Here is a 19,979-nt window from a genome sequence, read left to right as displayed (position 1 = left end):
CGTGAAAGCGCCGGGGTGGACGCGGGTGCGTCCACCCCGGCGTCTTCCAACGCGCTAGGTTGCGTGGCCGGAGGTCAGCACGATCTTGCCGCGCAGGCCGCCCGCCGCTACGAGCCGGTGCGCCTCTGCCGCTTCGGTGAGCGGCATCGTCGCCGCGACCCGCGTGCGCAGCTTCCCCGCGGCCAACTGCCCCACCAGTTCGGCCAGCAGTTCCCGATCCAGGCTGACGAGCTGGAGGTGCTGGCGCACGCCACGGCCCGGGTCGGTGGGTGGCGTGGGCCGGGTGGCCACGATGTCGCCGCCATCCGCAACGGCGGTGGCCGCCGCCTCGCCGATCGGCACCGCGTCCAGCACGACGGGCACCGGCCCGATCGAGGCCAGGTCGGCCGAGCGCGGAATCACCTCGGCCGCGCCGAGACCGCCGACCCACGCCTCGTCGTCGTCGCTGGCGACCGCGAGCACGCGGTGGCCCCGCCGGGCAGCGAGCTGGGTGGCAAACCCACCGACGCCACCGCTCGCACCGGTGACAAGCACCGTGGAGGGATCCTCGAGCGACAACAGCGACAGGGCTTGATGCGCGGTGAGCGCGTTGAGTGGCACCGTGGCGGCGGGCACGACGTCAAGCCCGTCTGGCAGTGGGACAAGCCAATCCGCGTCCGCCGCGACGAACTCCGCGTATCCACCGGGCGCGCCCCGGGTCAGGTACCAGGGGATCATCCCGACGACGCGGTCACCCAACCGGAACTCGCTGACATCGGGGCCGACCGAGGCCACCTCGCCGGCGATGTCCCAGCCGAGAAGGAAGGGCGGTGGCACCGGACCGCCGGGGATCATCCCGATGCGGGCTCCGATGTCGGCCGGCTGCACACACACCGCCTGCACCCGGACCACAACCTGGCCCGGTCGCGCCACCGGATCGGGCAACTCGGCCACCTGCAGGCACTCGGGTCCGCCAAGCGCCGCGACGATCACGCCATACACGCGTCCAGTATGGATCGAAGCCGACCACAAACGAAAGGTGCCGGAAGCCCTTCAGGACTACCGCCGGGTTACTGGTCACAACATCGTCACGCGTCCCCAGTCACGGGCGAGACGCCAGTGCGCGCATCGCGGCCGTGTGGGTGCCGGCCTGAGGGCCCGAGCGTCAGCGGGACGACCACCAGGTCGACGCCGCCGCGACGCTGAAGCCGAGGGACTCGTACAGCGGCCTGCCCAACCGCGAAGCGGTGAGCGTGACCGGCCGGTCCACCAGGTGGGCGAGGGAGCCCAGCATGACCGCCCGCCCCACGCCACGGGAACGGAACGCCGACAGGGTTCCAACCCAGTAGTGGCTGCCGAACCCGTTCGCCATGACGGTGACGCAGGCCCCGGCGACCTCGCCGTCGAGACGCGCGACGAACACGTCCACACCCGGCTGCTCGATCAGGGCCATGGGGAACATCTCGCCGTCCCGATAGGGCAGGAACCTGGCCAGCTCGAAGCTTGCGATCACGGCACGTTCGGCCGCGCACAGATCCTCCTCGTTCCGCGCCCGGCTCACGTCCATCGCCGGTTGGGCCACTGGGCTGGGCTGGCGCAGCATCACCGGCATTTGCCAGCTACGCATGTCCAGATGACTCAGATCGGTCGAGCTGAACGGGTCCTCGGCATCCACCGGGCCGGCGGCACGGCTCGCCAGTTCGGTGATCTCGGCCACCTCGTCGGCGCCGAGGTCTGGTTCCTGAATCAGGACGCGCAGGCCGGCGCGCTCGTCACCGGCGACCGCGCGGAAACCACGGCGGCGGATCACCTCATGGCCGCGGGCCCGGCCGGTCGCGGACCAGAAAGCGGCGGAGTTGCGGGCCTGGCGCAGCGGCGCCTCGGCGAGGAGGACGAGCCGGTCGATGGCATTCGTTTCGATCGTCACAGGGTAGCGCTTCCTTTCCTCGCCCGGAGACATCCGGCCCGACCGCCGTGTCAGCGCTCCAGCGCCTACGTCGGTCGGGCCGGGTCGGTCCTGAGACCAGCCAGCAGGCGGCGTTTCAGTATTGGAATGCCGAACGGACCGAGCCGCCGACGATCGCGCACCACGTGTCCACGTCGACCTTCCCATTGGGTACCAGGCCGTGCAGGCGCTGCATGTCCTGGACCGCCTTCATGGTGCTGTGGTCGAAGTCGCCGCTCACCGTGACGTCGTCGTACCCCTTGCGGCCGAGCAGGTACTGCACCGCCTGGACGGGAAGACCGCTGGCGTCCTTGTGGAGCGTCGGCACCAGCGCTTCCCAGGTGGCCGCGTCGAAGGTCGCGTCCGGGTCGACCGGAATCCCGTGCTTGGCTTGGAAGTCGGCCACGGCGGCATTCATGTCGTAGCCGAAGTCGCCGTTCGGGGTCAGCAGGTATCCGAGATCCGCGAGCAGATACTGCGCGACCTGCACCACCGGGCCGTCGACGAAGCGCCAGATGTCGGGCCACCGGCGTGCCGGGATGTCCGACTGTTGGGTGCCGAGCGCTGCCGCGACGCGCGAGCGCACCGTCGGGAACAACCGGTAGAAGGCGGTGCCCGGGCACTGGGTGTTGTAGAAGTCCCAGTGGCCGAAGATGTCCCATGGCTGCAGCCGGAACTGCTGGCACACCGCGGCGCACAACCTCACCAGCGCGTCGAGCAACGCCTCAGGCGGCGTCTCGGTGATGTACGTGCCCTCGTTCTCGATCCCGATCGCGTTCCCGTTCTCGCCCGGGCAGTGTGCGGCGATGACCTGGTGCCCGCCTGCGTCGAGCGTCTGCAGGCTGCTGTGGCGGCCCTCCAGCACGTAGCCACCACGGCTGACCGTGAAGTGCTGGCCGGTGTCCGCCCAGCCGTTGCCGTCCATGTGCAGGTTCTGGCAGTCCCGCGCCAGTTGAATCGCGTGGTCGCGCGAGTAGTCCGTGACGTTCGGGAACGCCATGTGGTGGAGGATGATCTTGTTGGTGGTGTTGCCGGTGATCTGAATCGTTCCCGACGGCCGACGCGCACCCCACGTGTCGCAATCGATGATCCAGGGGAACATGGCGCTGGGGGCGGCACCCGCCGGTACCGCCGCGAAGAGTTCAGTGCCGACGATCGCCGCGATCCCGGTACTCAGGCCTGCCTTGAACAAGGTGCGACGATCGACCTCGTGCCGATGAGCTGACATGCGCTGCCTCCATGAGGGTGTGGAACAACGACAACTGTTGTGCTGACGGAAACCTTCATCCGCGAGGATCGATGATGAAACATTCCGCCTATTCCACCGCAGCACCTGGCAATTTTCAACAGCCGGGAGTCAACGGCCGGCCGTGGTGGTGGAACACCGCAGCCGGCCCGACACCCGGTCCTTCCTCAGCGGCGCTTCACCTCGCGCGTCAGCAGGCCCTGGGCCTGCACGACCGGCACCGACAGGGTCTTGTAGCCGACATCGTCGAAGAGCACGGTCATCCGGTCCTTCTCGTACCCGAGAACCACCCCGAGCCCCCACTTGGCGTGCCGCACGCTGCTGTGCAGCGGAAACGGGCCGTCGTCCGGGATCACCTCCGACGTGCCGCCGGCACAGTTGTCGCAGTGCCCGCAGGGGCGGCTCAACTGCTCTCCGAAATAGCCCAGCAGCGATTGCATCCGGCAGCCGGAACTCTCCGCGAAGCGGCGCATCATGTCGGTGCGGGACCGCTGTCCGGCCTGATAGCGGGCGTACTCGACCAGCGCCTGCCGCGCCGCCTGATCCGGCAGGGGCGCGTACCGAGGGACGGCGAGTTCTCCCCTGGGCCCGGTTGCCACCGTGCCGACCTGCTCCAGCAGGCTGAGGTAGCTGGCGAGCTTGCGCGGGCCCAGGCCGCTTGCCTTCGCCAGCGCGCTACGTGTCATCGGGCCACCGTGCAGGGCGGCTGCGACCGCTCGTAACTGTTCCAGGTCAGGTGCGCCGCCGCTGAAGAAGCGCTGCAGGGCGACGTCCTCAGGCCGATGGAGCAGCAGCGTCCGGGCCGGCCCGCCGTCCCGCCCAGCCCGGCCGATCTCCTGCAGGTAGCTGTCGGGTGAGTCAGGCAGGGCCACATGCGCGACCCAGCGGATGTTCTGTTTGTCGATGCCCATGCCGAACGCCGACGTGGCGACCATGATCGGAACCCGGTCGGCGAGGAAGTCCTCGTGGCGGCGGCGACGCACTCCGGCTGCCATGCCACCGTGGTACGCCTCGGCGGGGAACCCCGCGTCGGACAACCGTTCGGCGAGTTCCTCGGCGGCGCGCCGGGTCGGCACATACACGATGCCGGGCTGTTCGGCCTCCTTCAGGAAGCCGAGAAGCTTGCGCCAGCGATAGTCCTCGCTCGGACAGTGCGTGGCGGTGACGAACAGGTTCGGCCGGTCCAGCCCGCCCAGGATCAGCCGCGGTTTGTGCATGCCGAGCCGCCCGATGATGTCGTCGCGTACCGGCGGCGACGCGGTGGCGGTCAGCGCGACCACCGGCGGCCGTCCCATCTCGCGGATGAGGTGGCCGATGGTCAGATAGTCCGGGCGGAAATCGTGACCCCACGCCGAGATGCAGTGCGCCTCGTCCACCGCCAGCAGCGCCGGGCGCAGCGCACGGACCTCGGCCAGCCGCTCCGGCGAACTGAGCTGCTCCGGCGTGATGAACAGGAACCTCGCGGCGCCCGAACGCAGCTCGGCCATGGCGGCGGCCTGCTTGCTGGGGCTCTCCGCGGAGCTGATCCGAACCGCACGAAGCGCCGGATCGCCCCGCTCGTTGAGGTTGCCGATCTGGTCCTGCTGCAGGGCCAGCAGCGGTGAGATCACCACCGTGGGACCCCGCAGCAGCGTGGCCGGAACCTGGTAAATGGCCGATTTCCCACCGCCGGTGGGCAGGACAGCGAGGGCGTCACGGCCAGCCAGCAGAGCCCGCATCGCGCGCAGCTGCGCCGGGCGAAGCTTCTGCCAGCCGAAGTGTCTACGGGCGGCGCGGCTCAGCCGCAGGGAGCGAAACATGAAAATCATCGCAGGGCATGTTAGGTCTTCGATCCGCAGCGCGCCCGGCCGGGCGCGGGAGGCCGCTGTAGATTTCTTTCCTTGACCGGTCGCAATGTGGTAGCTAAGTTTCGGTGAACTGAGCTGCTTGGAGGCACCCGATGGAGCGCAGAACCTTCCTCGCCGGAGCCGGGGCGGTCACCGGGGCCCTCGCGGGCACCCTGGCCAGTTCGCCCGCCGGCGCCGATCCGGGAATCCGCCGAGTCGAGACTGGCCTGGACGTCCTGGTGCGCTCCGGCTTCCGGGAGCTGAGCGGGCAGCAGGTGGGGGTGATTTCCAACCCGACCGGCGTCGACTCCTCGTACCGGCACCTCGTGGACCTGATGCACGCCTCGGGTCAGGTCAACGTGGTCGCGGCGTTCGGACCCGAGCACGGCTTCCGGGGCTCGGCCCAGGCAGGCGGCAGCGAGGGCACCGGCACCGACGCGCGGACCGGCATCACCGTCTACGACGCGTACGGCGCCTCGCAGGCCACGTGGGAGGCCATGTTCACCCGCTCCGGGACGGACACCGTCGTGTTCGACATCCAGGATGTCGGCGCGCGCTTCTACACCTACATCTGGACGATGTACACCTCGATGGTCGCCGCGGCCCGGGTCGGCAAGCGGTACGTCGTGCTCGACCGACCCAACCCGATCGGCGGCCGGGCCTACGGCCCGATGATGACCCCCGCCTAGACCTCAGGGGTCGGGCTGAAGGAAATCGTGCAGCAGCACGGCATGACCGTCGGCGAACTGGCTCGCTTCTTCAATGCCGAATTCCTGCCCGCCCAGGCGGGACGCCCGGTCGACCTGCATGTCGTGCAGTGCCGGCACTGGAAGCGGGACGTGCTGGCGGCCGACACCGATCTGCCCTGGGTCATGCCCAGCCCCAACATGCCCACCACGGACACGGCGCTCGTCTACCCGGGCACCTGCCTCTTCGAGGGCGTCGCGTCGATCACCGAAGGCCGGGGCACCTGCCGGCCGTTCGAGCTGGTCGGCGGGCTCGCCTCCGACTTCGACTACCACTGGAGTGACCGGCTCAACGCCCGCGACCTGCCCGGAGTCGAGTTCCGCGAGGCGTACTTCTCGCCCACCGCGGCCGGGCAGAAGCCGGCGCTGCTCGACAAGCTCTGCGCCGGGGTCGAGGTGAAGGTCGTGGACCGGAACGCGTACGACCCGATCCGCACCGGGGTAGCGATGCTGGTGGAGGCGCGGAAGTACGCGGCCTTCGCCTGGCGGTGGGATGCGGGCGACGCCCAACGGCCGTACTGGATCGACAAGCTCACCGGTTCGCCCCGGCTGCGCACCATGATCGACGCGGGCGCCGACGTGACCGACGTGGTGGGCGCGTGGGCCGACGAGCTGGCCGCCTTCGACCGGCAGCGCCGGCCCTACCTGCTCTACTGAGCGACCTTGCCGTCCACGTTCGTGAAGGCGGGCAGCCCGAAGCCACTTCCCGCGAGAGCGCTCTCTGGGCTACGGTTCGAGACGCTGCGGCGCTCACGGTGCCGTGACGGAGAGCGCAGGCCGATGAACAGGTTCAAGCCCACGATCGAGGATGTCGCGCGCGTGGCCGGAGTGTCCCGCGCGACCGCGTCCCGCGTGATCAACAATGCGCCCGGCGCATCCGATCTGCTGCGCACCCGGGTCCATGCGGCCGTGGCCGAGCTGGGCTATCAGCCCAATGAGAACGCCAGAGCCCTGGCCTCCGGCCGCCAACGCGCCGTCGACGTCATCGCGGTGACCTACGGTCCCGGCATCGGCTGGCTCGGGACGCACCCGTATTTCAGCCGCGTCCTGGCCGGAATGATGCCCGTCCTCGAAGGCGTCAACGCGCAACTGCGCCTGCACGCCGTCGGCCATGAGACGGCCGCCGAAGCGATCGACGAGATCGCCGCGGGCACCACCCTCGGCGCCGTCCTCGCCGACATCACCCCGGCGCTGGCGAGCCGGTTCTACAGCCGGTGCCGCCGCACCGTCTCGATGGTGCCCACCGCGTCGTCCGTTCCCGCCATGGAAGCCGACAACATCGGCGGCGCGTACGCCGCAGTCACCCAGCTGCACCAGCTCGGCCGCCGGCGGATCGCCGCCATCCACGGACCCGCACTCAACCCCTGTGCCATCGACCGACGCACCGGCTACCTGCAAGCCGTCCGGAAACTCGGCCTGATGGAGGTGAGCGCCGACGGCGACTTTCACCGGGAAGGCGGTTACCACGCCGCCAGGCAGCTGCTCGAGCGGCACCCCGCCATCGACGCGATGTTCATCGCCTGCGACCTGATGGCCGCCGGAGCCATCCAGGCCATCACCGCCAGCGGCCGGCGCGTCCCCGACGATGTGAGCATCATCGGCTTCGACGACAGCATCGCCGCCGTGTGCACCAATCCGCCGCTGACCACGATGCGCCTACCAGTCGAGGACATGGCGGTGGCCGCCACCCGCCTGCTCCTGGAGGGCAGTCCGCCACCGGGCCACCGACAGCGGTTCCCGGTCGACCTCGTCGTACGCGACAGCACCCGGGCATTCACAGCCGCCGCACGCGCAGCACACCCGTCAGCATCGGAAGGGTGAACTCGCCGAGGGCGGTCTCCGATCTACTCGCGAGGAACCTCTGCCACCCGCAACCTGCGACGACTGCCCTGCAGCTACACCGGGGGTCAACGGCCGTGGGTCAGCGACGGGATCTTGAGACCATGAGCAGCCCATGGCAGGCTCATGCCACATGATCGCTGAATTCGCGAAAGACAACCTGCACGGGAGACTGCGGCGGGACCGCGAGGCGCTGCTCTGGAAACTCGACGGCTTGTCCGAATACGACGCCCGCCGGCCTTTGACAGCGACCGGGACCAACCTCCTCGGCCTGGTCAAACACGTGGCCACCGTCGAGGCCAGGTACTTCGGCGAGGTCTTCGACCGCCCTTCCCCGGAACCGCTGCCCCGGTGGCAGGACTACAACGGCAGCGATCTGTGGGCGGCCGAGGACGAGACCCGCGATCAGATCGTCGGGTTCTACCGGCGCACGTGGGAACACTCGGACGCGACGATCAACGAGCTCCCCCTCGACGCCCCCGGCCACGTGCCGTGGTGGCCGGAGCCTTTTCTCAACACGAACCTGTTCGCCGTCATGGTCCATGTCCTCGGCGAGTCCATCCGGCATGCCGGGCATGCCGATATCCTGCGCGAGGGCCTCGACGGCCGGACCGGGTTGCGCGCCGAACACGAGAAGCAGATCGATGAGGAAGCCCGTGCAGCCTACTGCGCGAAGATCGAGCAGGCCGCCAGGTCAGCCGCACCAATCACGGCCTAATTAGACATACCAGGCAGCCTGACATCAGCTCCCCTACCGGCTTGCGATTTCCGAGCGCCCCGGCCACCTGACATGCCCAAGTCACCGGGCGCACCGATCATCTCGAGGCGATCCTGAAGATCCTCATCGCGTACCTGCGCGACTCAGTCGCCTAACGAGCACCAGCGCGACGCGGGGCCCCGAGGCGCGAGCGTACGGTGATCATGGGTGAGCCGCTCTGCGAGTCGCGTTCGATCACGCCGTCGATCCCGAAGACATCGGCGACGAGGCCCGCTTCCAGAACCTCCTCGGGTGGTCCCTGCGTCACGACGCGCCCGCTCTTCATGACGACGAGGTGCGACGCGTAGCGGGCTGCCTGATTGATGTCGTGCAGTACCGCGAGCACGCTGCGGCCGTCGGCCCGCATGTCCTGACACAGGTGCAGCAGCTCGATCTGGTGCGCCAGATCAAGGAACGAGGTGGGTTCGTCCAGCAGCACGTAGTCGGTCTGCTGCGCCAGCACCATCGCGATCCACACCCGCTGGCGTTGCCCGCCTGAGAGTTCGGTGAGCAGTTGGTCGGCGTAGTCGGTCACCCCGGTCGCGGCCATCGCGGAATCGACGATCTCCGCGTCGCCGGGCATCCACTGCCGCAGCACCGAGTGGTAGGGGTGGCGTCCTCGCGCCACGAGGTCGCGTACGCGCAGTGACTCGGGGGCGATGGGATGCTGCGGCAGCGCGGCCACCCGGCGGGCGATCTGCTTGGGGCGCATCGCGCGGATGTCGCCTCCGTCGAGCAGCACCCGGCCGGAGCTGGGACGAAGGGTACGGCCCAGGGCCTTCAGCAGGGTGGACTTGCCGCATCCGTTCGGGCCGATGATCGCGGTGAACTCTCCGTCGGGCACGTGGAACGTCAGCCGGTCGCAGATGACCCTGCCGTCGTAGCCGAGCGTCGCGTCCTGCAGCCGCAGCCCCTTGTCGGCGCTGGTCATAGCCGTCCCTTCGAGTGCTCGCTCAGGAGCAGGTAGCCGAGGTAGATGCCGCCGACGCCGAGGGTGAGGACGCCGACGGGCAGCCCGGCGGCGAGCGGGAGTTGCTGCGCGGCGAGGTCGGCGACGACGAGCAGGAGCGAACCTGTCAGGACGGCGGGGAGAACGCCGACGTCCGCGGAGCGGACGATCCGCTTCGCGATCTGCGGCGCGGTCAGCGCGACGAACGAGACCGGCCCGGCCGCCGCAACCGCCGCGCCGGCGGCCAGGACGGAGAGGGTGATCGCGAGGGACCGGGTCCGGTCGGGGTTGGTACCGAGACCTGCGGCGGTCTCGTCGCCCATCTCCAGCAGGTGCATGCCGCGGGTCAGGGTCATCGCGGCAGGCAGGATGAGCGCGACAGCGCCGCCGGTGACGAGGACGTCCTGCAGACTCGCGGCGTTGAGGGAACCCACGAGGTACGCGGCCAGTTGGGCTGCCGCGTCGCGCAGCTTTGCGCTCACCACGTATTGCGTCACCGCGTACGCCGCCGCAGCGACGCCGATGCCGGCGATGATCGTCCTGGTTGGAGAGCGGAATCCGCTGCCGGTGCAGACGTGGATGGTCAGCGCCGCGGCTCCCGCGCCGAGCGCCGCGCCGACCGGCGTCGGGACGCCCGAGAAGTACAGCGACGTCACGGCGACGCCGGCACCGGCTCCGGCGCCCACGCCGATGACGTCCGGGCTGCCGAGGGGGTTGCGGGTCACGGTCTGGAACAGGGCCCCGGAGAGCCCGAGCAGCGCGCCGGCGAGGATCGCGGTGGCCAGGCGCGGTCCGCGCAGCCGTTCGAGGACGAACGCGGTCTTCCCCTCTGCGCCACCCAGCAGCGCTGACGGAAGCTCGGCCAGCGGGACGCCGAGCCTGCCCATGGTCAGCGTGGCGGCACTCGCGACGAGGATGGCGAGGATCGTCGCGAGGCTGTAGACGAGGGCATTCAGGCGAAACGGGACGGCCACCCGTGCGCCGAGGCGCAGCACGAGGGTCAACGGCCGGCCCATCCTCTGCGTACGGCGAGCAGCAGGAACGGTGCGCCGACGATGGCGGTGACGATCCCGACCATGATCTCCTCGGGACGGGCGACGATCCTGCCGATGGTGTCGGCACCGATCAGCAGCGCAGCCCCGAGGAACGCGGCGACGGGTATCTGCCAGCGGTGGTCGGGGCCGACGACGGAACGGGCGAGGTGCGGCACGGCGAGGCCGACGAAGGCGATCGGACCGACCGCCGCGGTGGCCGCCGCGCTGAGCAGGCCGGCCGCGAGGATGCCCCCGGCGCGTACCAGGGCCACCGGGGTGCCCAGTGAGGTCGCCACGTCCTCTCCCAGTGCGAGGTTGTTCAGCGACGGGGCGAGCACAATCGCCAGCAGGAACCCCACGACCAGCGCCGGGGCGACGGCGACAGCGACCTCGAGTTCTCGGCCGTTGAGCGCGCCGATCACCCAGAACCGGAACGAGTCGAAGACCTTCGGCCTGGTCAGCGTCATCATCTGGATGTAGGCGCTCAGCACCGCGGAGACCACCGCGCCGGTGAGCAGCAGGGCGACGACGCTGCCGGAGGCGGAGCGACCACCGACGGCGTAGACCAGGACCACTGTTGCGAGGGCGCCCGCGAGCGCGATCCACACCGAGCCCGCGCCGAACCCGGAGCCGGTGATCGCGGCCGCCGTGACGACCGCGGCCGAAGCGCCGAATGTCACCCCCAGCAGGCCGGGATCACCGAGCGGGTTACGGGTGATGCCCTGGATCACGACGCCGGCGACCGCGAGCGCCGATCCCACGAGCGCGCCCACGACCGTACGGGAGAAGCGGGCGTCCAGGACCGCCTCCAGGTAGCTGTCCGGCTTGCCGGTCAGCACCGCGATGACATCGGCGGGGGCGGTGACCTTGCCGCCGAGGAAGAGACTCGCCACCGCGGCGAGCGCGAGCCCGGCGACGGCCGCCACGAGGATCGCGCCGTTGCGGGCCGGGCTCACGCCGCGGCTCACTTGCCGAGCTTCGCGACGGCTTCGTCGATCAGCGGAGTGAAGCGTTCGATCGTCCACGGCACCGTCAGGGGGTTGATGATCGATGAGCCGGTCACGAACGGCTGGTCCGTCGGGGCGACGACCGAGCCGCGGGCGACCGCGGGGATCTTCTTGTACAGCGGCTGAGCCTCGATCTCGGCGCGGTTCTTGGCGTCGGTGTAGAACGTGAAGATCAGGTCGGAGCCGGCGAGCTTGTCGGCGTTCTCCAGCCCGATCGACGCGGAGTCGGTGCCCTTGACCTCGAACTTCCGGAGCGTTTCGACGGCCGGGTCCAACTTGAGCCCGAGGGCGCTGACCATCGCGACCCGTTGCTCGGTCGGGAAGAACACTCCGAGCGTGCCCGGGCCGGTGTTGTAGATGTAGGAGAACGTGATGTTGGCGTACTCGGGTCGGGTGGCCTTGGCGAGCTGGCCCTTGACGTCCTCGATCAGCTTCGCGGCGTCCGCCTGCTGGCCCATGGCGCGGCCGATCACCTCGATCTGCTCTTCCCAGGTGATCACCCACGGCTGCTCCCGGTACGCCACCGTCGGCGCGATGTCCTTGAGCAGGTCGTACTGTTCCTGGGTCACGCCCGACCACGGCGCGAGGATCAGGTCCGGTTCGAGCCCCACGATGGTCTCGATGTCGAGCTCGGTGCCGCCCTTGAACTGCTTCGGCAGTTCCCTGCCGCGTTCGACGACCGCCTTGTGGATCCACGGCAGGTAGCCGGTCTCGTCGCTGCCCCAGGCGTACTCCTCGATGCCGACCGGCACCGTGCCCAGCGCAATCGCCGTCTCGGTCGAGCCCTGGCCGAGCGCGACGATGCGCTGGGGCTTCTTGCTGATGACGGCCTCGCCGAGCGCGTGCTTGATGGTCACCTTCTCGAACGTGTCCGAGCCGGCGACGGCATCGTCCTTCGTAGGGGTGCTGGAGCAGGCGCTCAGCGCGACGAGGCCGGCGAGGAGGCCGGCGATCCAACCTGTCCGGAAGCGTGTTCTCACAGCCATGCTGCGGTTCCTCTCTGTGTCAGGGTGGGGAGCCGCAAGTGAGTGTAGGCTTACCTAACTTGATCATCAAACCGGCCCCGCCGGAGACGTCGAACCGGTCGAGGTGAGTGGAGAGCGCTTCCATCCGCCGTCCTGCTCTCCTACTGTGATGGACCACCGCAGTCGAGAACGGCGAGAGTCGCATGAGCATTCGCGTGTACCGCAACGCCGCCATCCACACCGGCGACAGCGGGAACCCGCTGGCCGCAGCCATAGCAGTGGACGGCGATCGCCTGCTGGCCGTCGGCGGGGAGGCGGAAGTCCGCGAGGTCGCGGGCCAGAAAGCGGAACTGGTCGACCTGGACGGCGCCGCGGTGCTCCCCGGGTTCTACGACGCCCACATCCACACCGCGCAGTACGCGCAGAGCCTGGGCGCCGTCGACCTTCGCGAGGCGCGCCGCCTGGACGAGGCCCTCTCCATGGTGGCCGCGCACGCGGCGCGGCTGAGGCCGGGCGCCTGGCTGTTCGGCGGCCGGTGGAACAGCAACACCTGGGATCCGCCGACGCCGCCGGACAGGTACGCGCTGGATTCCGTCTGCCCCGAACTGCCGGTCGCGTTGCCCAGCGTCGACGGCCACACGGTATGGGCCAACTCCGCGGCCCTGCGGCTGGCCGGTATCGACGCGAGCACTCCCGACCCGGCGGGCGGCGAGATCGTCAGGGACGCGGCCGGGGAGCCGACCGGCATCCTCCGCGAGACGGCCTCGGACCGGCTGCGTGCCCTCATGGTCTCCCCCGACCTACGCAACCTGTTGAAGGCCGCGCAGGAGGAGCTGCTCGCACTCGGCCTGACCAGCGTGCACGACATCGACGGCGAGGACTGCCGGGCCGCCTACCTGGCGCTGCGCGACGCCGGCGAGTTGAAGCTGCGCGTCCACAAGGCGATCCCGATGGCGCACCTGGAGGCGGCCATCGCCGAGGGCCGCCGCACCGGGCAGGGCGACGACTGGTTCCGCACCGGGCCCGTGAAGATCTTCAGCGACGGCGCACTCGGCTCGCGCACCTGCCACATGAGCAGGTCTTTCGCGGGCGAACAGGGCAACGTCGGCATCGCGGTCACCCCGTACGAGGATCTGGTCAGGCGCTTCGCCACGGCCGCGGGTGCCGGCATCGCAGTGGCCACCCACGCCATCGGCGACCGCGCCAACCACCTGGTCATCGACGCCTACGAGGCGGTCGGCCGTACGCCGGGGCTGCGGCACCGCATCGAGCACGCCCAGCACCTTCGGCCCGGCGACCTGGCCAGGATGTCCAGGCTGGGCATCGTCGCCTCGATGCAGCCGGTGCACTGCACCAGCGACATAGATCTGGTCGACTCCCTGCTGGCTGGCCACGATCTGGCCTCCTACGCCTGGCGTGGAATGCTGAACGCCGGCGTCGCGCTGGCCTTCGGCTCCGACGCCCCCGTCGAAGGCCCTGACCCCTTCGCCGCGCTGTACGCCGCGGTGACCCGTGCCCGCCCGGACGGCATCCCCGCCGGTGGGTGGCAGCCTGAACAGCGGCTGAGCATGGCCGAGGCCGTCAGCGCCCACACCCTGGGCGCTGCCCACGCCGCCGGCGAGGATGGACGCAAGGGCGTCCTCGCGCCCGGCAAACTCGCCGACTTCATCGCGGTGGATACCGACCCCTACCGGGAGTCGCCGGACGCGGTGCTGCGCACCAAGGTCATCACGACTGTCGTCGGCGGCGACGTTCGCTGGCAACGAACCTGAGGAACGGGTGGCCGGACGACCGCGCGGTCCACGGGCGACCGTGGCGAGAGGCGTCCACCCGTTCCCGCTCGGTCAGGACGACAGCCGCTCCACGGCGAGCCTGAGCAGGCCGGGCAGCGCCGCCTCACGGCCCGCGGCAGCCGGGAGCAGCGCCACCTGCACGGTGCTGTCGCCGACCCGGGCGACCGCCGCCTGGGCCTGCGTGAACGCACTGTGGCCGATGCCGGGCAGCGGCGTTCCCCGGTGTGCCGCCCGCCACGCCATCGAGCCGAGGAAGCCGTGCGCCGCGACCAGCATGAGGATCGGGCCCTCCGGTGCGGAGAACCGCACGATCCCGCCGGGCCCCGACATCCCCTCCGCGGTGACCGGCGAGGGCCATTGCAGCGCGCGGGCAACCTCTTCCGCGGTCAGCAGCGACACGTTGCGGGGCAGAGCCGGGGCCGCGCTGCCGCCGTCGGGACGCCGGCTGATCGCGGCGAGGACCAGGTTGTCGGTCGGCACCTCCGGCTGCGGCCCGTGTCCCGTTCCCCGCTCCACGACGTTCACCGCCGTGACGCGCCGTGACCAGGGCCGGACGGTCATCTGGATCGTGTCGCCGGTCGCGCAACTGCCCGCCAGCGCCAGCGGAAGCGCCCAGGCCACCGTGCGGTCGCTCGTGCCGTCGTCGACCGCGAGGTAGTACGTGATCGGCTGCGGAGGACTGTTGTCGTCGCTGCTGGAGGTCTGCGTCCGCCACACGTCGGTCCAGAGGACCTGACCGGTGACGCTCCTCGACGCCACGAGATCGGTGATCGTGCGCACCACGGTGTAGCCGCCGTTGAGCGCCAGCACTGCGCCGCCCAGGGTGATCAAGGCCGAGGTGAGGCCGGCGAACGGGGCGAAGGCACTCGCCGACACCGCGTCGATCTGCATCGCGATGTCCACGACGACATGGCCGTAGCGGGCGATGACGTATCCGATGACGGCCAGCAGGACGCCGCGGAACACCAGCTTCGGTGCCGTCTCCCCGTACCGTGCGCTGCTCGGGTACCGCACCCGTACCCGGTGCCACGTGCCGCCGAAAGTGGACCAGACCCGGGTACGGTCACCCATGCCCATGTCGATGACGGTGCTCGCCGTACGGGTCGCTCCGAGCGCGGCGCCGTAGGCGAGGTAGCGGTCCCAGAGCCTGACGGCGGCCGGGGGCAGGTCGGCGAACGCCTCGTGCCCGCGCAGCCAGTCCCGCACACCCATCCACCGGCTCGCGGCCTGCCGTCCCGCGGCGGTGTCCCGCTCCCCGTTGTAGCGGCCGGCGAACGTCGCCAGCAGCGCGAAGCTGATGACACCCGCCGCGATGATCGCCTCGAGGTCGTCGCCGCGCTCGTCCGGCGTGCGGATGGCCCAGTGACCGAAGCCGTAGGTGATTCCGGCCGCGGCGACAACGGCCACGATCACCAGGAAAGCGACGATCGTCGGGCCGAAACGGCGGCGCGACAGGCCCCGCGCCCGGCTGTCCGCGACAACTTCCTTGCGCAGCGCCTTCCACCAGGACCTCGCCGCCTTGACGTCCCGGAAGGTCATCGCGGTCAGGGGCACCACGCCATCCATGGCCAGGTCCCTGACCCGCTGGTAGACCCGCTGCTCGTACGCGTTGAGCCCGGCCGGGACGGTACCCGTCAGGTGAACCGTCGTGTGGTACGGGTCGTTGTCGGGCTGGCGGAACTCCAGGTAGCCGCGAGCGCCCAGATCCAGCAGCGTCGCCTCGGCGGCGTCCTCGGTGACCTGCCAGCCGGTGCCGAGCAGGCTCGCCACGGCGGGCGGTTCCTCCGGCAGGTCCTGCGAGGACGGTGCGGCGTGGATGTGCCGCGGCCTGGTGATCGACAGCAGCAACACGTACGCGCCGAAGAACAGCGCGAGGGACGCGCCGATGGCGCCGAGCTCGAGGACGACGGGGCTCATCCTCGGTGGAGGATCTTGTCGAGCATCGCGCGAGACGTCTGTTCGTATTTGTCCAGGTCCCAGTCAAAGCTGCTCAGGTTCATGGTGTAGGCGCCGGCCTTACTGATCGCGACGGTCTCGGCCTCGATGTCCTTCACCGCGATGTAGCCCTGGTCGACGTCCTGGAGCTCGGTCACCCGCTTGAAGGTCTCCCCGGCATTGTTGCGCTGATAGTCGTAGGTGAGCGCGCCGGTGCTCCCGGTCGACATGGTGATCGTCACCAGGGCAACGCCTTCCCCGTCCCGCCACAGGCAGGGCCCGTCGTCGTGCATCGCTCGCCCGACCAGCTCGGTGACCTGCTCTGCGGTGAAGGGGCACTTGGGCACCGTCTCACCGGCCACACCGTCGCCGGCCCCGGCGATCGAGGAGTCGTCCGATGACGAACCGCTGTCGTTCGACTCGCCTGCCGCGCCCCCGCAGGCGGTCACGGTGAACAGGATCAGGCCCGCCAGCGGGGCAAGCACACGGCGCATGGATTCTCCTCCTGCCAAGCGTCTTTTCATGATCCAATGGCGGTAGCGGCCAACCATCCGTGGGCGTACGCGCCGGCGTTGCCGGCGGCGCGGCCCGTGCCCGTCCACGTGATCAGTCTGATCGGCCGGCTTCGGGAGTCGTTCAGGAATTGTTCTGGTGGACGAGCCGGGGTGCCGTAGCAGGCTCGTCCGGACTCACGAGAGGGCTTCGAGGCCGGCAGCGGCGCGTGCGGAGAGATCCGGAGTGGATGCGGTGGAATCCACCGGTGTGTTGGAGATCCGGATGGCCAGCGGCGCCGCGCAGGACATGTACCTGTCGGGCCAGGGACTGCTCCTGATGCCGACGACCTCGTTCGACTATGGTATACCAAATGGACTCGTTGGTTGTGGGAGACTGGAAGCGGTGACGCGGTCAGACGGCTTTGAGTCGGAGTCGCAGCGGGTGACACGCCTGCTGCGTGACGAAATCCTCGACGGCGTCCGCAGGCCGGGCAGCCGGTTGGTCGAGCGGGATCTGGCGGCGGATCTCGGGGTGAGCCGGGTTCCGGTGCGCGACGCGCTCAAGACGCTGGTGGCCGAAGGGCTGGTGACTTCCCGGCCGCGCACGTGGGCGGTGGTACGGGAGTTCACGGCGTCGGACATCGCTGACCTCGACGAGGTCCGCGCGGCATTCGAGCCGTTGGCGTTCCGCCTGGCGGCGCAGCGGCGTACCCGGGCGGGCCTGCAGCGGCTGCGCGAGGTGCTGGACGTGGAGCTGGACGCCGCTCGCAGCCAGGACGCGGTGCGGGCACGGCGTGCGGCAGCCGATTTCCACGACGTGGTCACGTCGTTGGCCGCCAACGAATTGCTGGGCGAACTGACGCGCACGATGCACAGCCGGATGCGGTGGCTGCTCGCCCAGCACGACGACCTGATCGGAGTGGCCGAGCAGCACGCGGGCCTGTACCAGGCGATTGCCGCCCGGGACGTCGCCCTGGTCGAGGAACTGGTCGCCGAGCACCTGGCGGCGAACCGATCGCCGGCCGGCGGCCGCCGGCACGAAGCCGCGGATGCCGAGGCGGCTGCGGGTGGCTGACGGCACCCCGGCCACCCGCGGCCGGCCGCCAGCTGCTAAGCGTCGACGCCGAGCAGTTGGGCGTGCAGTGCGCGGACGTCCGCTTCCAGGGACGGGTCGGGCCCGGCGACCGGGACGTTCGGGGCGACGACGCCGATCGGCAGCGGCGCCACCGGCCCCTCGCCGAGACCCCAGCGCCTGCGCCAGTCGGTGAGCTGCTCGGCACTGGCGGCATAGACGATGCGGCCCAGGCCCACCCACGCGTGCGCGGCACTGCACATCGGGCAGTGCTCACCGGAGGTGTAGACGACGCTCTCCCGCCGCTCCTCGACAGAGAGGTTGGCGGCGGCCCAGCGGGCGATCTCGAACTCCGGGTGCCGGGTGGCGTCACCGTCCTTGACCCGGTTGCGATCCTCGAACCGGATCATCCCGGCGGCGTCGACCAGCAACGAACCGAACGGCTCGTCGCCCGCCCGCAGCGCCTCGCGGGCGAGGTCGACGCAGCGGCGGAGAAAAGCGTGGTCCTGGTCGGTGACGGCGTGCGGCTGATCGGGTCGCTCCATCCGCCCAGCCTACCAGATTTGGTATACCAACACGTCCCGTGACTGCGCCGACCAGACTCAACCGGCTGACCGATCAGCCCACCGACGAGACGGGCCCCGCCGACGCGGCGGGGCCCACACCGTCCGGATCTCACCGGGAAACGGGGAAGGTGGAAGGTCGCCTTCAGCTTTGAGGAACCACCGGTTCGGCCGACAGGCTGTCCATGAACGAACTGACGGAGAAGACCGCCCGGCCGGGGCCGGCAGGACCGTACCCGGGCGGGCTGGACAGGCCATTCGCCTCCATGATCGCCCGGTAGATCTCCAGCAGCCGGATGTGGTACTCGAGCGGCGCGCCCTGCGGGTTTGCCCGGCCGAGGGGGGTGGTCGGCTCCGGGCACCAGGTGGTGAACCGCGGGGTGATCCCGCGGGACATGAAGTACTGCAGGCCCTCGGCGGTCGAGTCGATCGCCTCGTCCACGCTGGTGAAGCCGTGCGGGGCGGCCATCTCGACGCCGGCGACAAAGTTCGGGATGACGTTGCGCGGCCCGAAGACCTCGGCGGAGTCGAGGATGCGCCGGTGCCACTCCTCCCGGCCCACGTACCGCTCCTTGCCCGGGCAGTAGAGCTCGAAGAGCCGTTTGTCCCACACCTCATAGTTCGGGTGGTAGATCCGGATCCCGTAGTCGTGGAAGCGCTGCACGTCGGCCCTCGGCAGGGCCTGGGCGACCACCTTGCCGATCCACCGGCCAGGGAACCGTTCCTCGATCGCCTGTGCGTAGCGACCGTAGAAGTCGGCCTCGCCCAGCCCCTCGACCTTCGAGGTGATGCTGCCGCCGGTGAGCGTGTACGCCTGGGACGCCCGAGCCGTGTCGTACCTGTCAATGATCGCCAGCGCTTCGAGAACCTCGTCCACCGGCTTGACCCCGGTGTACGGGCGGCCGGCCTGCTTGTGCTGGCGCCAGTTGTGGTTGATGTCGCAGTACTGACACTCCTCCTTGGCGCCGAAGTACTGGCAGACCCGGAACGCGGTCAGGTAGATCAGGTAGCCCCACTGGATCGTGGGGGCGACCTCCATCACCGACTTGCCGTTGGCGAGCGTGTGCCGGTAGTAGTCCGGCATCGGGGGCAGGCCCACCTCGCCGATCGCCCGTCCGTCGAGGAAGAGCCTGAGCCGCCCGTCGTCGTCGGGTCTGATCCGGTAGGGCGAGTCGGGGTTGGTGCGGACCGACACCACCGTACGACGAAGTCCGTACGGGCCCCCGGTGAGCACGATCTCCTCCGGCGGCCGGCGCAGGGCGGCAGCACCCAACTCCGGCAGCGTCCGGTGATCGAACGAGAAGATGAAGTACGACTTGGGCTTGATTTCACCACTCTCGTTGTCCGTCAGCGCCGAGTCGTCGAAGGCCAGGCCACCGCGCAGCAGGTCCTCCTTGATCACCGCCTCGCGCGGCACGTGAGGAAACCGCCCCATGAGTTCTTCGATGAGATCGGTACGCGACTGCATGCGCCCCTCCTGAACAGGTTGCGTCAAGGGCCTCGCCAGCGAGGCGGATGAGGAGCTGGCTGTCCCGATCATAGTCGGGCTGGCAGCCCGCGCTTCCGGCCCCGAGGGGTGCCCGGCCGGCGGCGACCTGCCGGCCAGGCACCGCTTGGTGGCTTCAGATTCCTTCCTGGCGCCGAGAGCACCGGCGCCCGCGCCCCTCCTTGATCCACAACATGACGCTAGAACCTCAACCTGACTTCAGGTCAAGCGCGTGATGCTGCAGACCCCGTGTCGGGGGCTGGTCTCGGCACGGATGCGGTTGTGGTGCGGCGTCCGTGCCGCCGCACCACAACCCCACAGGTCGGTGATGGCCGGCGTCCGC

General features: G+C 69.9%; 17 protein-coding genes and 1 pseudogene. 6 read left to right on the top strand and 12 right to left on the bottom strand.

Annotation, left to right across the window (positions count from 1 at the left end):
• Positions 1 to 54: 54 nt before the first annotated feature.
• From ACIRG9_RS21120 to ACIRG9_RS21105, 4 genes are all read right to left on the bottom strand, one after another.
• Complete coding sequence (locus ACIRG9_RS21120; RefSeq protein WP_402858305.1) at positions 55 to 972, bottom strand: NADP-dependent oxidoreductase; 918 nt, start codon at positions 970 to 972, stop codon at positions 55 to 57.
• 172 nt (positions 973 to 1,144) lie between these two features.
• Positions 1,145 to 1,939: a GNAT family N-acetyltransferase gene (locus ACIRG9_RS21115; protein WP_402858302.1), complete on the bottom strand. Its 795-nt coding sequence runs from the start codon at positions 1,937 to 1,939 to the stop codon at positions 1,145 to 1,147.
• Between the two features lie 82 nt (positions 1,940 to 2,021).
• The gene (locus ACIRG9_RS21110) at positions 2,022 to 3,257 is read right to left on the bottom strand and encodes an N-acetylmuramoyl-L-alanine amidase (protein ID WP_402858298.1); all 1,236 of its coding nucleotides are present in this window, start codon (positions 3,255 to 3,257) and stop codon (positions 2,022 to 2,024) included.
• Between the two features lie 80 nt (positions 3,258 to 3,337).
• Positions 3,338 to 4,978: a RecQ family ATP-dependent DNA helicase gene (locus tag ACIRG9_RS21105; RefSeq protein WP_402858295.1), complete on the bottom strand. Its 1,641-nt coding sequence runs from the start codon at positions 4,976 to 4,978 to the stop codon at positions 3,338 to 3,340.
• 131 nt (positions 4,979 to 5,109) lie between these two features.
• Between ACIRG9_RS21105 and ACIRG9_RS21100 the strand changes: the two are divergent.
• From ACIRG9_RS21100 to ACIRG9_RS21085, 4 genes and pseudogenes are all read left to right on the top strand, one after another.
• Positions 5,110 to 5,883, top strand: a pseudogene (locus ACIRG9_RS21100) (exo-beta-N-acetylmuramidase NamZ domain-containing protein); the annotation flags it as partial.
• Positions 5,869 to 6,399 carry a hypothetical protein gene (locus ACIRG9_RS21095; RefSeq protein ID WP_402858782.1) on the top strand — a complete coding sequence of 177 codons (531 nt, stop codon included), beginning with the start codon at positions 5,869 to 5,871 and terminating at the stop codon, positions 6,397 to 6,399. The pseudogene ACIRG9_RS21100 and the gene ACIRG9_RS21095, both read left to right, overlap by 15 nt.
• 6 nt (positions 6,400 to 6,405) lie before the next feature.
• On the top strand, positions 6,406 to 7,563 hold the full coding sequence (locus ACIRG9_RS21090) for a LacI family DNA-binding transcriptional regulator (protein WP_402858293.1): 1,158 nt from the start codon (positions 6,406 to 6,408) through the stop codon (positions 7,561 to 7,563).
• A 151-nt stretch (positions 7,564 to 7,714) separates the two neighbouring features.
• Positions 7,715 to 8,299, top strand: coding sequence for a DinB family protein (locus ACIRG9_RS21085; protein WP_402858290.1), 585 nt, complete (start codon positions 7,715 to 7,717; stop codon positions 8,297 to 8,299).
• Between the two features lie 151 nt (positions 8,300 to 8,450).
• Here ACIRG9_RS21085 and ACIRG9_RS21080 read toward each other — a convergent pair whose 3' ends face one another.
• Genes ACIRG9_RS21080 through ACIRG9_RS21065 form a run of 4 tightly spaced genes read right to left on the bottom strand, consistent with a single transcriptional unit; the run spans position 8,451 to position 12,314 of the window.
• Complete coding sequence (locus ACIRG9_RS21080; protein WP_402858287.1) at positions 8,451 to 9,269, bottom strand: ABC transporter ATP-binding protein; 819 nt, start codon at positions 9,267 to 9,269, stop codon at positions 8,451 to 8,453.
• Complete coding sequence (locus ACIRG9_RS21075) at positions 9,266 to 10,282, bottom strand: FecCD family ABC transporter permease (protein ID WP_402858780.1); 1,017 nt, start codon at positions 10,280 to 10,282, stop codon at positions 9,266 to 9,268. Before ACIRG9_RS21075 ends, ACIRG9_RS21080 begins: the two co-directional genes overlap by 4 nt.
• Before the next feature lie 5 nt (positions 10,283 to 10,287).
• Positions 10,288 to 11,289, bottom strand: a complete 1,002-nt coding sequence (locus ACIRG9_RS21070) for a FecCD family ABC transporter permease (protein WP_402858284.1) — start codon at positions 11,287 to 11,289, stop codon at positions 10,288 to 10,290.
• On the bottom strand, positions 11,286 to 12,314 hold the full coding sequence (locus ACIRG9_RS21065) for an iron-siderophore ABC transporter substrate-binding protein (protein WP_402858281.1): 1,029 nt from the start codon (positions 12,312 to 12,314) through the stop codon (positions 11,286 to 11,288). The genes ACIRG9_RS21070 and ACIRG9_RS21065 overlap by 4 nt, the downstream gene beginning before the upstream one ends.
• A 182-nt stretch (positions 12,315 to 12,496) precedes the next feature.
• Between ACIRG9_RS21065 and ACIRG9_RS21060 the strand changes: the two genes are divergently transcribed.
• Complete coding sequence (locus ACIRG9_RS21060) at positions 12,497 to 14,065, top strand: amidohydrolase (RefSeq protein ID WP_402858278.1); 1,569 nt, start codon at positions 12,497 to 12,499, stop codon at positions 14,063 to 14,065.
• A gap of 72 nt (positions 14,066 to 14,137) precedes the next feature.
• Here the strand turns inward: ACIRG9_RS21060 and ACIRG9_RS21055 are convergent, their stop codons facing one another.
• Both ACIRG9_RS21055 and ACIRG9_RS21050 read right to left on the bottom strand, forming a co-directional pair.
• Entirely contained in the window at positions 14,138 to 16,003 is a 1,866-nt protein-coding gene (locus ACIRG9_RS21055; RefSeq protein ID WP_402858275.1) for a DUF2207 family protein, read from the bottom strand.
• Entirely contained in the window at positions 16,000 to 16,623 is a 624-nt protein-coding gene (locus ACIRG9_RS21050; protein ID WP_402858272.1) for a hypothetical protein, read from the bottom strand. Before ACIRG9_RS21050 ends, ACIRG9_RS21055 begins: the two co-directional genes overlap by 4 nt.
• Before the next feature lie 136 nt (positions 16,624 to 16,759).
• Here ACIRG9_RS21050 and ACIRG9_RS21045 point away from each other — a divergent pair, with 136 nt between their 5' ends.
• Positions 16,760 to 17,590 carry a GntR family transcriptional regulator gene (locus ACIRG9_RS21045; protein ID WP_402858269.1) on the top strand — a complete coding sequence of 277 codons (831 nt, stop codon included), beginning with the start codon at positions 16,760 to 16,762 and terminating at the stop codon, positions 17,588 to 17,590.
• 35 nt (positions 17,591 to 17,625) lie between these two features.
• Here ACIRG9_RS21045 and ACIRG9_RS21040 read toward each other — a convergent pair whose 3' ends face one another.
• On the bottom strand, positions 17,626 to 18,132 hold the full coding sequence (locus tag ACIRG9_RS21040) for a nucleoside deaminase (RefSeq protein ID WP_402858266.1): 507 nt from the start codon (positions 18,130 to 18,132) through the stop codon (positions 17,626 to 17,628).
• Positions 18,133 to 18,295: 163 nt separating this feature from the next.
• Positions 18,296 to 19,618 carry a radical SAM protein gene (locus tag ACIRG9_RS21035; RefSeq protein WP_402858263.1) on the bottom strand — a complete coding sequence of 441 codons (1,323 nt, stop codon included), beginning with the start codon at positions 19,616 to 19,618 and terminating at the stop codon, positions 18,296 to 18,298.
• Between the last annotated feature and the right edge of the window lie 361 nt (positions 19,619 to 19,979).

The organism is Micromonospora sp. NPDC093277 (assembly GCF_044765245.1).
Taxonomy (GTDB): Bacteria; Actinomycetota; Actinomycetes; order Mycobacteriales; family Micromonosporaceae; genus Micromonospora.
This window is presented reverse-complemented; position numbering and strand designations above follow the sequence as displayed.